At 70.0% G+C, this 13,959-nt stretch carries 16 protein-coding genes and 1 pseudogene; 10 read left to right on the top strand and 7 right to left on the bottom strand.

Annotated features, from left to right (window positions below):
- The 4 genes from AOK11_RS23385 to AOK11_RS23370 form a co-directional block, all read left to right on the top strand.
- The coding region (locus AOK11_RS23385; protein ID WP_055595693.1) for a family 2B encapsulin nanocompartment shell protein at window positions 1–997 on the top strand (997 nt) is incomplete at its 5' end.
- Window positions 998–1,140: 143 nt separating this feature from the next.
- Complete coding sequence (locus tag AOK11_RS23380; protein ID WP_206188907.1) at window positions 1,141–2,229, top strand: family 2 encapsulin nanocompartment cargo protein polyprenyl transferase; 1,089 nt, start codon at window positions 1,141–1,143, stop codon at window positions 2,227–2,229.
- 284 nt (window positions 2,230–2,513) lie between these two features.
- A complete protein-coding gene (locus AOK11_RS23375) occupies window positions 2,514–3,122 on the top strand; it encodes a GNAT family N-acetyltransferase (RefSeq protein WP_055595691.1) in 609 nt (202 codons plus the stop codon).
- Window positions 3,123–3,315: 193 nt separating this feature from the next.
- Window positions 3,316–3,954: a hypothetical protein gene (locus AOK11_RS23370; protein ID WP_240497460.1), complete on the top strand. Its 639-nt coding sequence runs from the start codon at window positions 3,316–3,318 to the stop codon at window positions 3,952–3,954.
- On the opposite strand, the gene AOK11_RS23365 is transcribed toward AOK11_RS23370, so the two are convergent.
- Entirely contained in the window at window positions 3,945–4,595 is a 651-nt protein-coding gene (locus AOK11_RS23365) for a TetR/AcrR family transcriptional regulator (protein WP_055595690.1), read from the bottom strand. The genes AOK11_RS23370 and AOK11_RS23365 overlap by 10 nt on opposite strands.
- Before the next feature lie 126 nt (window positions 4,596–4,721).
- On the opposite strand from AOK11_RS23365, the gene AOK11_RS23360 reads away from it, so the two are divergent.
- Window positions 4,722–5,306, top strand: a complete 585-nt coding sequence (locus AOK11_RS23360) for a dihydrofolate reductase family protein (protein WP_055595689.1) — start codon at window positions 4,722–4,724, stop codon at window positions 5,304–5,306.
- A gap of 270 nt (window positions 5,307–5,576) precedes the next feature.
- Here the strand turns inward: AOK11_RS23360 and AOK11_RS23355 are convergent, their stop codons facing one another.
- Complete coding sequence (locus tag AOK11_RS23355) at window positions 5,577–6,014, bottom strand: glutaredoxin domain-containing protein (protein WP_055595696.1); 438 nt, start codon at window positions 6,012–6,014, stop codon at window positions 5,577–5,579.
- 317 nt (window positions 6,015–6,331) lie between these two features.
- Here AOK11_RS23355 and AOK11_RS23350 point away from each other — a divergent pair, with 317 nt between their 5' ends.
- Together AOK11_RS23350 and AOK11_RS23345 are read left to right on the top strand one after the other, a co-directional pair.
- Window positions 6,332–6,832: a GNAT family N-acetyltransferase gene (locus tag AOK11_RS23350; RefSeq protein ID WP_055595695.1), complete on the top strand. Its 501-nt coding sequence runs from the start codon at window positions 6,332–6,334 to the stop codon at window positions 6,830–6,832.
- A 130-nt stretch (window positions 6,833–6,962) separates the two neighbouring features.
- Window positions 6,963–7,178 (top strand): annotated as a pseudogene (locus tag AOK11_RS23345) (tyrosine-type recombinase/integrase); the annotation flags it as partial.
- 7 nt (window positions 7,179–7,185) lie between these two features.
- Here the strand turns inward: AOK11_RS23345 and sodN are convergent.
- Complete coding sequence (gene sodN / locus AOK11_RS23340) at window positions 7,186–7,581, bottom strand: superoxide dismutase, Ni (RefSeq protein WP_003992892.1); 396 nt, start codon at window positions 7,579–7,581, stop codon at window positions 7,186–7,188.
- Window positions 7,582–7,726: 145 nt separating this feature from the next.
- Here sodN and sodX point away from each other — a divergent pair, with 145 nt between their 5' ends.
- On the top strand, window positions 7,727–8,158 hold the full coding sequence (sodX, locus tag AOK11_RS23335) for a nickel-type superoxide dismutase maturation protease (protein ID WP_055595687.1): 432 nt from the start codon (window positions 7,727–7,729) through the stop codon (window positions 8,156–8,158).
- On the opposite strand, the gene AOK11_RS23330 is transcribed toward sodX, so the two are convergent.
- Window positions 8,062–8,691, bottom strand: coding sequence for a CGNR zinc finger domain-containing protein (locus tag AOK11_RS23330; RefSeq protein ID WP_055595686.1), 630 nt, complete (start codon window positions 8,689–8,691; stop codon window positions 8,062–8,064). The two genes, sodX and AOK11_RS23330, sit on opposite strands and share 97 nt — an antisense overlap.
- A 102-nt stretch (window positions 8,692–8,793) precedes the next feature.
- On the opposite strand from AOK11_RS23330, the gene AOK11_RS23325 reads away from it, so the two are divergent.
- Window positions 8,794–9,561 carry a class I SAM-dependent methyltransferase gene (locus AOK11_RS23325; protein WP_055595685.1) on the top strand — a complete coding sequence of 256 codons (768 nt, stop codon included), beginning with the start codon at window positions 8,794–8,796 and terminating at the stop codon, window positions 9,559–9,561.
- A gap of 85 nt (window positions 9,562–9,646) precedes the next feature.
- Here the strand turns inward: AOK11_RS23325 and AOK11_RS23320 are convergent, their stop codons facing one another.
- Genes AOK11_RS23320 through AOK11_RS23310 form a run of 3 tightly spaced genes read right to left on the bottom strand, consistent with a single transcriptional unit; the run spans window position 9,647 to window position 12,361 of the window.
- A complete protein-coding gene (locus tag AOK11_RS23320; RefSeq protein WP_055595684.1) occupies window positions 9,647–10,420 on the bottom strand; it encodes an amino acid ABC transporter ATP-binding protein in 774 nt (257 codons plus the stop codon).
- Window positions 10,417–11,355 carry an amino acid ABC transporter permease gene (locus tag AOK11_RS23315; RefSeq protein WP_055595683.1) on the bottom strand — a complete coding sequence of 313 codons (939 nt, stop codon included), beginning with the start codon at window positions 11,353–11,355 and terminating at the stop codon, window positions 10,417–10,419. The genes AOK11_RS23320 and AOK11_RS23315 overlap by 4 nt, the downstream gene beginning before the upstream one ends.
- Before the next feature lie 37 nt (window positions 11,356–11,392).
- Window positions 11,393–12,361 (bottom strand): ABC transporter substrate-binding protein, encoded by a 969-nt coding sequence (locus AOK11_RS23310; RefSeq protein ID WP_055595682.1) that lies wholly within the window; start codon window positions 12,359–12,361, stop codon window positions 11,393–11,395.
- Between the two features lie 584 nt (window positions 12,362–12,945).
- Between AOK11_RS23310 and AOK11_RS23305 the strand changes: the two genes are divergently transcribed.
- Window positions 12,946–13,959 (top strand): NAD(P)-dependent malic enzyme (locus tag AOK11_RS23305; protein ID WP_055595694.1); only part of this gene is annotated, 1,014 nt, incomplete at its 3' end.

The following is a 13,959-nucleotide window of genomic DNA, read 5'->3' as shown; positions in this document are numbered from 1 at the left end:
CGGCCGGGTCGAGAAGGTCGGCACCGGCCCCTACGGCGACGACGAGTCCCTCGGAGTCCTCGCCGACGGTGCCTACTTCGGCGACCAGGCGCTGCTGGACGAGGGCGCCATCTGGGAATACACCACCCGCACCCTGACCGCCTGCACCGTGCTCGTGCTGCCGCGTGACGCCGTCGAGCAGGTCGCCGAGCGGTCCGAGACGCTGCGCGGGCACCTCCTGCAGCAGCGATCCATCCCCAGCCAGCGCACCAACAAGTACGGCGAGAAGGAGATCGACCTCGCGGCCGACCACAGCGGGGAGCCGGACATCCCGCACACCTTCGTCGACTACGACGCCAAACCCCGCGAGTACGAACTGAGCGTGGCCCAGACCGTGCTGCGCATCCACTCACGCGTGGCCGACCTCTACAACCAGCCCATGAACCAGACGGAGCAGCAGATCAGGCTGACCGTCGAGGCGTTGAAGGAGCGCCAGGAGCACGAACTCGTCAACAACCGCGGCTTCGGCCTGCTGCACAACTGCGAGTACGACCAGCGGATCCAGCCGCACGACGGCGTGCCCGCCCCCGACGACCTGGACGAACTGCTCAGCAGGCGGCGTGGCACCAAGCTGCTCCTCGCCCATCCGCGCGCGATCTCCGCCATCGGCCGCGAGCTCAACAAGCGGGGGCTGGTCCCGGAGACCATCGACATGGCGGGCAACCGCATCCCCACCTGGCGGGGCGTGCCCATCTTCCCGTGCAACAAGATCCCGGTCACCGAAGAGCGTACGACCTCCATCATCGCCCTGCGCACCGGTGAGGAGGACCAGGGCGTCATCGGTCTGCGGGCCTCCGGCATCCCCGACGAGATCGAGCCGAGCCTCTCCGTGCGGTTCATGGGCATCAACGAACAGGCCATCATCAAGTACCTGGTCACGGCCTACTACTCGGCCGCGGTCCTGGTGCCGGACGCGCTCGGCGTCCTGGAGAACGTCGAGATCGGTCGCTGGCGGTGACCTTCCGGGATCTCTCGGCCCGCACACCGTGTCCCCGCCCATCCGGGCGGGTACACCCTGGGGGTACGCGCGCGACGCCGGCGGAAGCGCCACCTCCGGTCATCCTCCGAGACGGGTCCAGAGGTGAGTTCATGACGGAGTCCATGGCCGGGCTCACGACGGAGACGGAGGACGAGCACCCTCCCGTCGAGGGCCACGAGGCGACGACCGAGGCTCATGAGGCGACGATTCTGCTCGAGCGGGCACGGGCCGAGGTCGACCCGGTGCTCCGGGCCGCCATCGGCTCGCTGCCCGGCCCGCTGCGCAGGATCGCCCGCTACCACTTCGGCTGGGAGCACGCGGACGGGACCCCGGCCACCGGCGGTTCCGGCAAGGCGATCCGCCCCGCACTGGTTCTCGCCGCGGCCTCCGCCCTGGGCGGCCCCGCGGCACGGGCGACGGCCGTCCGGGCAGCCGCCGCGGTGGAACTGGTGCACAACTTCACCTTGTTGCACGACGACGTGATGGACCGGGACACCACCCGGCGCCACCGGCCCACCGCATGGACCGTCTTCGGCGACGCCGACGCGATCCTCGCAGGGGACGCCCTCCACGCCCTCGCCCTGCGGTTGCTCGCGGAGGACACACACCCGTCGGCCCCGGCCGCGGTGGCCCGGCTCGCGGACTGTGTCGTGGAACTGTGCGCGGGACAACAGGTGGACACGGCCATGGAAGGGCGCGCTCCCGGCGAGGTCACCCTCGACGAGACGCTGTCCATGGCCGAGGCGAAAACGGGCGCGCTGCTCGGCTGCGCCTGCGCGCTCGGCGCGCTGTACGCGGACGCCGGGGCGGCTGACGTGGCGGCACTGGACGCGTTCGGCCGTGAGGCGGGGCTGGCCTTCCAGCTGATCGACGACGTGATCGGCATATGGGGAGACCCGCGCCGTACCGGCAAGCCCGCCGGCGCGGATCTGGCCGCCCGCAAGAAGTCCCTGCCGGTGGTCGCCGCGCTCACCTCCGGCACCCCGGCGGCGTCCGAACTCGCCGCGCTGTACGCGGCCCCGCATGCGGAGGAGGACCTGGAGCACATCGCCCTGACCGTGGAACGGGCGGGCGGCCGCGACTGGGCGCAGGCCCAGGCCGCCGACCGCATGGCCCGGGTGATGCAGGAACTCGCCCGCGCGGTGCCGGCCCCAGAAGCGGCGGACGGGCTGCTGGCCCTCGCCGAGTTCGTGACCCGGCGCACCACCTAGGTGACCGGTGACCGGTGACCCGGGCCGCCGGGTCACCGGGCCGCCGGGCCGGGGACGTGCGGGACCCCGACCCCGTACGGCCACCGTGCTCCCGGTCCGGCGGGCCCCGCACTTTCCCACGGTGTGCGGGCCCGGCCGTCCCGCGGCCTCCCGTCCTTGCCCCTGTCGCGGCAGGGGCGGGAGGGTTTTTGATGAGCGGCCGTAGTCGTTCTCCCGTCGGCCACCGTCGTCCCGATAGGGTCAACCCCCTTACAGTAGGCGAGGGTTGATACGGAGGGGCGGACATGGGTGTGGCGATCCGGGCGGCTGGGGACGAGGACCGGGAGCTGCTGGTCCGGCTCCTGGACGAGGCGTTCCAGGACGACCCGGTCAGTGGCTGGGTCTTCCCGGGCACGGAGTACCGCCGTACGACGCACCACAGGCTGATGGGAGCCTTCACCGACATCGTGCTCGCCGAGGGACGCATCGACGTCACGGAGGACGGTTCGGCGTGCGCGCTGTGGATGTCGATGCCGGCGGACGACCACGGCGCCGGGGACCCGGCGGACGACGAGGGCCCGGCGCAGGTACGCCGGGCCGTCGATCCGGAGAACGAGCGGGTGGAGACGATCGGCCGGCTGACGGCGGGCGTCCACCCCACCGGGCGGGCCCACGAGTACCTGTGGATGATCGGTGTGCTGCCCGGCCGACAGGGGGAAGGGCTCGGCACCGCGCTCATCGGTTCGGTTCTCGACCGCTGCGACCGCGAGGGGCTGCCCGCCTATCTGGAGGCGAGCAGTGTGCGCAGTCGCCTGTTGTACGAACGCCTCGGTTTCGCCCAGGCCTGCGAGCCCCTGCAGCTCCCGGACGGCCCCCGCATGTGGCCGATGTGGCGCGAGCCCCGCACCCCGTGACCGCGGTCGGTGTCCCGCCCGGGCCCGGGCGGGCCCGACCACGGTCGGCTGAGCCTGCCCGCCTGCCCGCCTGCCCGCGCCCGATCGGGTCGGTTTCCTCTCGCCTCAGGGACGTTCGGCCCTGGCTGCCGGTGCGCGTCCCCGCTTCACTGGCCCTCGCGAGGACCGGTAGGCGAGGACTGTCAGGGGCGAGATGAGCACAACGGCGCGCGACAACGGGGCGGCAGGCGACCAGGTGCCGGGTGGCGGAGCGGCGGGCAGGGAGATCGCGGCGGTCGGACATGCCGATCTGACCCCGCGCACATTCGCGCTGGTGGAGTCCGCGTTCCAGGAGCGACTGAAGCGCCTGGAGCGACTGGAGAGGCATGTCGAGCCGGGGTCGGTCATGGTGCGCTGCGGTGCGGGAGCGCCGCTGGCGTTCGGCCGGGCGGCGAGTGCGTCGGGCCGCCGCCTGGTCGTGGTCATCCCCACGCACAACGGCGTCCCCGCCATGCCGCCCCGGCGCGACCGGATGGCTGCCGGTGAACTGCTGAACCTCGCCGACCAGGCGCGGCTGCTGCCGTACGACCCGAACCACCGGGATTCCTGCATCGGCGCGGACGAGCGGATGATCGCCACCAGCGGCCTGCTTCTGGCGGTCTGGGACGGCTCCCCGACCAACGGCTTTGACGCCACCGCCCACTTGGTGACGTATGCCCGAGCCCGGGGCATCCCCGTGGAGATCGTGTGGCCCGCGGGAGCCGAACGCGGGACGGGAGAGGCCACGCCTGCCCCTTCCGCCGCACTCCCGGTCGGAGGGCTCGTGGAACCGCCCGGCGCGCGTTATCCCTGAGCCCGTTCCGCACCCCGTTTCTCCGCCGGCTCGGTCGTTTCCGGTGTCTCGGCCGTTTCCGGCACGATCGTCGCCACGATCCGGTCCACGAGCCCGTCCGGCACGCTCACCCCGGGCAGTACGCCGTCCAGGACACCCGGCAGCGTCAGGTGCTCCAGGATCAGCCCGAGCATGGCCAGGTACAGCACCGCCACCGTCTCGTCGCCGCCCGGAAGCCCGGCGGTCCGCTGGAACTCCATGCCCTCCACGAGGTCGCCGCGGACCGAGGCGGTGTAGGAGGCGAGCAGCCCGGGGCGCCGGGTGGCCTCCAGCCGCATCTCCAGCAGGGCCAGCCAGCCCGTGCGGTCACCGGTCGCACGTGCTGTCAGGTCGTGCATGAACGCGGCGACGAGCGCGCGGTCCCGCGGCCGGGTCAGCAGCTCGGCGACGACCGAGGGGTCGGGCGCGAGCCGTATGTGCAGCCGGGAGTCGATCTGGCGCAGCAGGTCGTCCCGTCCCGCGAAGTAGTTGGAGGCGGTCCCCACCGGCACCCCGGCCTGCGCGTCCACCGCGCGGAACGTCAGTCCCCGGGCCCCTTCGCGGGCGAGCACCTCGACCCCGGCATCGACCAGGGCCGTACGGCGTTCAGGGTTGGCGACCATGCGGAATCCCTTTCCTCACTTGCCTCGGTTTCCGGCCCGCGTCGGTATCTCCCTTGCAACCACTACAACTGAAGTACTACAACTGAAGTGGTTCATGGACGAGGCAGCCTACGGAAAGAGACCGCGTTGCGAAAGCTCACCTACTTCATCGCCTGCTCCATCGACGGCTTCATCGGGGACCCGGAGGGCGACGCGTCGGCGATGATGCGCTTCGTCGACGAGGAGTTCTTCACGTTCCTCAAGACGGAATACCCGGAGACCCTCCCGACCCACGGCCGCCGCCCGCTCGGCATCGACGACCTGCCGAACCGGCGGTTCGACACGGTCGTCCAGGGCCGCGCCAGCTACGACATCGTGCTGAAGGACGGCATCACCAGCCCGTACGCCCACCTGCGCGAGTACGTCGCCTCGCGCACGCTGAAGGAGTCGCCCGACCCGAACGTCGAGATCATCGCCGACGATCTGGTGGGTCGGGTCCGGGAGCTGAAGGCCGAGGACAGCGGGCTGGGCATCTACCTGTGCGGCGGCTCCGTGCTCGCCGGTGAGCTGCTCGACGAGATCGACGAGCTGGTCATCAAGACGTACCCGATCGTGCAGGGCGCCGGCATGCCGATGTTCGGGGCGGGCTTCTCGGTGACGGAGTTCGCCCTCGAGTCGGTGCGTACGTTCAAGAACGGGGTGCTGGTGCGCACGTACAGCAGGGAGCGCTGAACCGGAGCCGGGCCTACTCTGGGGGCTATGGGCAGCGACGAATCGATCTGTCCCTCCTGCGGACAGCCAGTGGAGACGGTCGTCCGGCGTCACAAGACGCTGGGCGCATGGGTCCCGACCTGGGTCCCGGGGCCGTGCGGCAACCCGGACTGCGACAAGAACCCCGGCCGTGAAGGCGCCGATTCCCCCCGGCCCGAACACACCGGAAGTCCGGCCCCCGCGCCGGAAGCGGATCCGGGCTGACCCCGACCCGGCGGGAACGGCTCCCGGTCACGTGGAACGTGCGAGCTGTTCCCGTACCCATTCGGGGTCGGGGTTGACGTGAGGCCGGCCTGCCACGACGACCGTGGGCACGGTCTCGTTGCCGTCGGCGGCGGCCCTCACGGCTGCCGCGCCGGCGGGGTCGCGCCAGATGTCGACCCAGTGCAGCCGCCGGGCGCCGCGACCCAACCGGATGCGCAGGCGCAGGCAGTAGGCGCAGCCCGGCCGCCAGAAGACGACCGGCCGGCCGTCGGCCTCGCTGCGGCGTTGCGCCTCCAGCGCGCCGACCGACCTCGGGAAGACCAGCGGCGAGTTCACGCCCGCGATCAGAACGAACATCAGCAGGAGTGCCACGGCCGAGCCGGGTCTCTCCTCGAGGGCGAGCGAAGTCGCCACGACTGAGCCACTGAGCACCAGCAGCACCGGCAGGGTCCACGCGCGCGTCATGACACCGCAGGCTATCGATGAGCCGGTGGGAACCTGACGGTGGAAGGAGACGGCGCGGGTCGGCACGGCTCGACCGGCGGGCAGGCCTTCCTGGTCTCCGGGGCGGAGGACGGGCCGGAGACCCGCGGCGATCTTCCCCGTGGGTCGACGGCCCGGTCGTACCGGACTCGGTGGCCGTGGATGCCTTCTGCGGATCATCCCTCGAGTCCGGGCCCGAGTCCGGGCCCGGGCCCGAGCCCGGGCGGTGGAGGTCACTCCGCCGGGGAGGTGCGGAAGGGGATGGACACGGCTCGGTACCGTGACCGATGATTTCCGGCATGATCCGGGCCGCCACTGTGAAGGACGTCGCGGAGATCCGCGCGATGATCCGCGAACTCGCCGAGTACGAACGGGCTGGGGAACAGGCCCGGGCGACCGGTGAGCAACTCCGCGAGGCGCTGTTCGGAGAACATCCCGCCGCCTTCGCGCTGATCGCCGAGGACGACGGGACGGGCGAGGTCGTGGGCTATGCCCTGTGGTTCCCCCACTTCTCGACCTGGACCGGCACACGTGGCATGCACCTGGAGGACCTCTACGTCCGCCCGTCCGCCCGCGGAGGGGGACACGGCAAGGCGTTGCTCGCCTCCCTGGCCGCGCTCTGCGAGCAGAGAGGCTACGAGCGCTTCGAGTGGTGGGTCCTGGCCTGGAACGAGCCGGCGATCGACTTCTACAAGTCGCTCGGCGTGGAGTTCCTGGACGAGTGGAGGGTATGCCGGCTGAGCGGTGAGCCCCTCAGGGAACTCGCTGCCCGGGTCCCGGCTGTCCTCGACCGGACCTAGGCCCTGCAGGACGGAGGGTCATGCGACCTCCCGTCGCAGCAATGCCCAAGGCCACGGGATGCCGGAGAGGCTCGCGGCCGGACCGAACGACCAGCAGGCCGCCGAGGCGTCCGTCGGCGTCGGCCGCGTAGCCTCCGCCCTCATCGCCGGCGGAGCGGGCGTCGAGCAGGTGCAGCTCGTTCTCGGCCACGCGTCCGCCGTCATCACGCTGCGGATCCACGCCCACCTGTGGCCGGGGGAAGAAGACCGCACCCGGACCGTCATGGACGCCGTGTTCGGCGGCCTGCGGTCCGGGTGCGGGCAGGTAGACCAGGCGACCAAGGAAATCGCAGGTCAAGCGGCATGATCGAAGATCAAGCCTTCTTCGTCTCCCAGAAGATCTTGTCGATCTGGGCGATGTAGTCCAGCGCCTTCTGGCCGGTGGCCGGGTCGGTCGAGCCCTTGGCGGCCGACAGGGCCTTCAGGGTGTCGTTGACCAGCTGGTGCAGCTCCGGGTACTTCTCGAAGTGCGGGGGCTTGAAGTAGTCGCTCCACAGGACGGAGACATGGTGCTTCGCCAGTTCGGCGCGCTGCTCCTTGATGACCGTGGCGCGGGCCTGGAAGTGAGGGTCGTCGTTGCCGGCCATCTTCTCCTGGACGGCCTTCACCGACTCTGCCTCGATGCGGGCCTGGGCCGGGTCGTACACGCCGCAGGGCAGGTCGCAGTGGGCGCTGACCTTGACCTTGGGGGCAAACAGGCGGGAAAGCATGGAGCAGTCCTTCCTCGTGATCGTCTTCTCACAGGGGACATTACTCCGTGGAGGAGTGGATTTCGCGAGTGCCCCCAGGGGCTTAGGACAAAAGTCCGGGGTCAGACTGGGACTGGTGGAGGAAGAACCGGGGAGGTGCCGGGTGATGCCGGAGCTGTCGCAGGATGCCGAGCGTGCGGGGGCGCTGCCCTTCGGGGTGGCCGAGGTGACGGGGCCCTCCATGGTGCCCACGCTGCGCCACGGGGACCGACTCCTGGTGCACTACGGGGCCCGGATCGGGCCGGGGTGCGTCATCGTGCTGCGGCACCCGTTCCAGCAGGATCTGCTCGTGGTCAAACGGGCCGTCGAGCGGCGCGAGGGCGGCTGGTGGGTGCTGGGGGACAACCGGTACGCCGGCGGTGACAGCACCGACTACGGGGTGGTGCCCGACGAGCTGGTGCTCGGCCGGGTCCGCCTGCGCTACCGGCCGCGCACACCGAATCAGCGGTCGCCGCTGGCCGTGGTGGGCTGGGCGCTGTCGGCGGCCCGGCCGGTGTTCTCCGCCCGCTCGGCCTCCAGGCGTTTGCGGGCGCGGTAGGCGGCCACGTTGGCGCGGGTGGCGCAGCGGTCCGAGCAGTAGCGCCGGGAGCGATTGGTCGACGTGTCGAGATAGGCGTTGCGGCAGGGCGGCGCCTCGCACAGACCGAGGCGGTCCACGCCGTACTGGGTGAGGTGGAAGGCCAGGCCCATCGCGGCGATGGCGGCGTAGCCGGCGGTCGCGTTGGACGGATGGTCGGCCAGGTGCATGTGCCACAGCGGGCGGCCGTCGTCGTCACGGAAGTCGTGCCCGGAGATCTGCGGGCTCACCGGGAACTCCAGCAGCAGCGAGTTCAGCAGGTCGACGCCGAGCGTCTCGTCCCCCGCGTCCGCCGCCTCGAAGACCGCGCGCAACCGGGCCCGGACGGAACGGAACCGGGTCACGTCCGCCTCGGTCGCGCGCCGCGCCGCGGACTGGTTGGCGCCGAACAGACCGCGGACGGCCTCCACCGAGGTCAGGGTGTCCGTGCCCCGGGCGGGCTCCTCGGTGTTGACGAGACGCACGGCGTAGTCCGAGTAATAGGCCAGTTCCACTTGCAGTCCTTACTCCGGAAGTCTATGGTCGTACCCGCGATCAAGTAACAGGCGATCGTGGTTAAAGGGTATTACGTTTCGCGATGCGGGAGGGGTTTCACGATGACCGCGAACACCAGTACGTCCACGGTCGACTGGCAGACCTGGCAGGAGAGCTGGGACCGGCAGCAGGAGTGGTACATGCCCGACCGCGAGGAGCGGTTCCGGGTCATGCTCGACATGGTGGAGGCCGTCGTCGGCACCTCCCCGCGCGTCCTGGACCTCGCCTGCGGCACGGGGACCATCACCGCCCGGCTGCTCACCCGGTTCCCCGACGCCACCAGCACCGGAGTCGACCTGGACCCGGCGCTGCTCACCATCGCCGAGGGCACCTTCGCGGGCGACGAGCGGGTCTCCTTCGTCACGGCCGACCTCAAGGACCCCGACTGGCCCGCCGGGCTTCCCCACGACTCCTACGACGCCGTACTGACCGCGACCGCCCTCCACTGGCTGCACAGCGAACCCCTCGCGGATCTCTACGGACAGGTCGCGCGGCTGGTTCGCCCCGGCGGCGTCTTCATGAACGCGGACCACATGATCGACGAGACGACCCCCCGGATCAACGCGGCCGAGCGTGCCCGGCGCCACGCGCGCATGGATCAGGCCAAGCGGGACGGCGTCCTCGACTGGGCCGAGTGGTGGAAGACCGCGGCCGCGGACCCCGTCCTCGCCGAGCCCACCGCCCGCCGCTTCGAGATCTACGGCGAGCACGCCGACGGCGACATGCCGTCCGCCGCGTGGCAGGCCCGGGTGCTGCGCGAGAAGGGGTTCGCCGAAGCCCGCCCCGTGTGGTGCTCACCCTCGGACACCCTGCTGCTCGCGCTGAAGTGAGGCCGGCCGCACTCATGGGGCAGGGGCGGCACGGAGGTCATCCGTGCCGCCCCTGCCCCATGAGTGCGGTGCGTCCCGCGCGGTGTCAGAGCACCTTGGAAAGGAACGACTTCGTCCGCTCGTGCTGCGGGTCGGTCAGCACGTCCCGAGGGAGGCCGGACTCGACCACCACGCCGCCGTCCATGAAGACCAGGCTGTCGCCCACCTCGCGGGCGAAGCCCATCTCGTGGGTGACGACGACCATCGTCATGCCCGACTCGGCCAGGTCGCGCATGACGTCGAGGACGTCACCGACCAGCTCCGGGTCGAGGGCCGAGGTCGGCTCGTCGAACAGCATCAGCTTCGGGTCCATGGCGAGCGCCCGCGCGATCGCCACCCGCTGCTGCTGGCCGCCGGAGAGCTGCGAGGGATAGCTCCTGGCCTTGTCGGCCAGGCCCACGCGCTCCAGCAGCTGCCCCGCGCGCTCCCGGGCCTGCGCCTTGCTCACGCCCTTGACCTGCACCGGTGCTTCCATGACGTTCTCGACGGCCGTCATGTGCGGGAACAGGTTGAAGCGCTGGAAGACCATACCGATGTCCCGGCGCTTCAGTGCGACCTCGCCGTCCTTGAGCTCGTACAGCTTGTCGCCCTTCTGGCGGTAGCCGACCAGCTCCCCGTCGACGTACAGACGTCCCGCGTTGACCTTCTCGAGGTGGTTGATACACCTCAGGAAGGTGGACTTGCCGGAGCCGGAGGGACCGATGAGGCAGAACACCTCGCCGGACTTCACCTCCAGGTCGATGCCCTTGAGGACCTCCACGGGGCCGAAGGACTTGTGGACGCCCTCGGCCTTGACCATGGCGGGGGAGGACTGGTTCATACCGCGACTCCCTTCGGGCGGCGGGTGGGAAGCACCGCGGCCTTGAAGCGCTGCAGCGGCGTCGGAGGCAGGGAACGGCTCGAACCGCGAGCGTAGTACCGCTCGACGTAGTACTGCCCGACGCTCAGGATCGAGGTCATGATCAGGTACCAGGCGGCGGCCAGGAAGTACATCTCCACCGTCGAGCCCGCGTTCTGACCGATGTCCTGCGCCTCCTTGAAGAGGTCGTAGAACTGCACCGCCGAGACGAGCGAGGTCGTCTTCAGCATGTTGATCACTTCGTTGCCGGTCGGCGGCACGATGACGCGCATCGCCTGCGGGATGACGATCCGGCGGAGCGTCTTGGTGTGGCTCATGCCCAGGGCGTGCGAGGCCTCGGTCTGGCCCTCGTCGACCGAGAGCAGGCCGGCGCGGCAGATCTCGGCCATGTAGGCGGCCTCGTTGAGCCCCAGGCCGAGCAGCGCCGTCAGCAGCGGCGTCATGAAGGACGACCAGTAGTCCTTGTAGACCGGGCCCAGGCTGATGTACTCGAACACCAGGCCCAGGTTGAACCAGACGAAGAGCTGGACCAGGACCGGCGTGCCGCGGAAGAACCAGATGTAGAACCACGCGATCGACGACGTCACCGGGTTCTTCGACAGGCGCATCACGGCGAGCAGGATGCCGCCGGCGATGCCGATCACCATCGACAGCACCGTGAGCAGCAGGGTGTTCACGACACCGTCGAGGATGCGGTCGTCGAAGAAGTACTCGGGGATCGCACCCCAGTTGATCTTGCCTTGCGCGAAGGCGTAGACGACCGAGCCCAGAAGGGCGAGTGCGACGGCCGCGGACACGTACCGCCCCGGGTGCCGGACCGGAACGGCCTTGATGGCCTCCGGCCCGGCGGGGGGCGTCGCGTCGGGGCCGGCCGTCTTGTTGACGTCAGCAGTCACGAATGGAGCCTTTCAGAGCCACGTCGAACAAGCCGGTTCAGGAGCCGCCGTTGATCTTGGCCTCGGTGATCGCGCCGTCTTCGACGCCCCACTTCTCGACGATCTTCTTGTACTCACCGCTGTCGATGACCGCCTGGAGGGCCGCCTGCAGGGCGTCGCGCAGTTCGGTGCTGTCCTTGGCGACGGCGATGCCGTACGGGCCCGCCTCGACCTGGTCGCCGACGATCTCGAAGTACTTGCCACCGCCGGAGTTCTTCACGGAGTACGCGGCGATCGGGAAGTCGGCGGAGACGACGTTCGCGCCCTTGGAGCGCATCCGGGTCTCGGCCTCGGGGTTGGTCGCGAAGTCCTCGATCTTCAGCGTCTTCTTGCCGTCCTCCACGCACTTCTTCGCCTGGTCCTTGGCGAGGTCGTGGGAGAAGGTGTTGCGCTGGACCGCCATGGTCTTGCCGCACAGGTCGTCCCAGGTCTTGATGCCCTGGTCGTCGCCCTTGTTGGTGTAGAGCGAGACGCCCGCGGTGAAGTAGTCGACGAAGTCGACACCGGCGCCGACCTTCTTGCCGGTGTCGGAGTCGATGCCCTCCTGCCGCTCCTTGGTGTCGGTCATGGCCGACATCGCTATGTCGTAGCGCTTGGACGCCAGACCGCCTATGAGGGCGTCGAACGTGCCGTTCTGGAACTCGAACTTCACGCCGAGCTCCTTGCCCATGGCGTTCGCGATGTCCGGGTCGATGCCGACCGTCTTGCCGGAGTCGTCCTTGAACTCGACCGGGGCGTACGCGATGTCCGAACCGACCTTGATGACGCCCTTGTCGCGTATCGACTTGGGCAGCTTGTCGGCGAGCGGGGCGGTGCTGCCGGCCGCGGTGCCACTGCTGTCCGAGCCGTTGTCCTTGGTCTGGTCACCGCAGCCGGTGACGAGCAGGGAGCCTGCGACCGCGATCGCGCCTACCGCCGCCAGTCGGGACTTGGCGGCGAGGGAGCGACGGGTGATACGTGCGGTCATGGTGGTTCCTCCGGCGGAAGGGTGGGATGCCGATGGGGTCGGCCACTGCCGAGGGGGCTCGGCAGTGCCGCAGGTCGACGGAAGCACACGTCTTCGAGTGTCGCGACCTCGTGTGATTACCGCATCTTGCCATTCGGACTGCGCCGTCCAGTGGGCCAGCCATGTCAAAATCGGATAACAGGTGACGCTCGAACCGCACTCGTCCGCTCCACCATGGCCGGACAGCCTGCGGGAGTATGCCATTACGGCCGGAAGATCTCCGGTCGTCGGTGGGGTATGGGGCGGTCGGCCGCCGGACTTGCCGGACCTCGAGCACTTGTCGAGTGTTTGTCCAGGCCTTGTCCTGAAATTGGTCGATGGGTCCTGGCATCCGCATGTGACCTTTGCGTTATGGACTCGTCGCCGAAGGCGTCGGTCCGGTAAGAAGGTGCTTTACACCCCTCATCCGGGGATCAGGGCGCGTGTGCGGCGCGCCCGTCGCGTCCGAGCCCGACGCATCACCCCACCGGGCCCTGCGCGGTCCCGCCCGCTCCTCACCCGGAGCGGCAACCCTCAAACCATGATCGATTAAGGGGTACAACCAAGTGGCAGCGGAGATTGTGAATCCTCGCAGCGACAGCGAAGGCCGGACCGGTCATACCGAGCAGGACGGCGGGGCGGAGCCCCTCGAGTCCTTCGACCCGGCATTCGCGCTGCACCGCGGCGGCAAGATGGCTGTGCAGGCCACCGTGCCGCTCCGTGACCGGGACGACCTGTCCCTGGCGTACACGCCCGGCGTCGCGAAAGTGTGCAGCGCGATCGCCGAGCAGCCGGACCTCGTCCACGACTACACCTGGAAGTCCTCGGTCGTCGCCGTCGTCACCGACGGTACGGCCGTGCTGGGGCTCGGTGACATCGGCCCCGAGGCGTCCCTCCCGGTGATGGAGGGCAAGGCCATCCTCTTCAAGCAGTTCGGCGGCGTGGACGCGGTTCCGCTCGCCCTGAACTGCACCGACGTGGACGAGATCATCGAGACCGTGGTCCGGCTCGCCCCGTCCTTCGGCGGCGTGAACCTGGAGGACATCTCGGCGCCCCGGTGCTTCGAGATCGAACAGCGGCTCCAGGAGCGGCTGGACATCCCGGTCTTCCACGACGACCAGCACGGCACCGCGATCGTGTCGCTGGCGGCGCTGCGGAACGCGGCGCGGCTTAGCGGACGGACCCTGGGCGAGCTGCGGGCCGTGATCTCGGGCGCGGGCGCGGCCGGTGTCGCCATCGCGAAGATGCTGGTCGAGGCCGGCATCGGCGATGTCGCGGTGGCCGACCGCAAGGGCGTCGTCTCGCGGGACCGCGAGGACCTCACGCCGATCAAGCGCGAACTGGCGGCGTTCACCAACAAGGCGGGCCTGTCCGGATCGCTCGAGGACGCGCTGGCCGGGGCCGACGTCTTCATCGGTGTCTCCGGCGGTACGGTCCCGGAGTCGGCGGTGGCGTCGATGGCCGAGGGCGCCTTCGTCTTCGCCATGGCCAACCCCGAGCCCGAGGTGCACCCGGAGATCGCGCACAAGTACGCGGCGGTCGTGGCCACCGGGCGGTCGGACTTCCCGAACCAGATCAAC

Source organism: Streptomyces hirsutus, assembly GCF_001418415.1.
GTDB lineage: Bacteria > Actinomycetota > Actinomycetes > Streptomycetales > Streptomycetaceae > Streptomyces > Streptomyces hirsutus.
The sequence above is the reverse complement of the archived record's forward strand: the minus strand, read 5'-3'. Positions and strand labels throughout refer to the sequence as shown.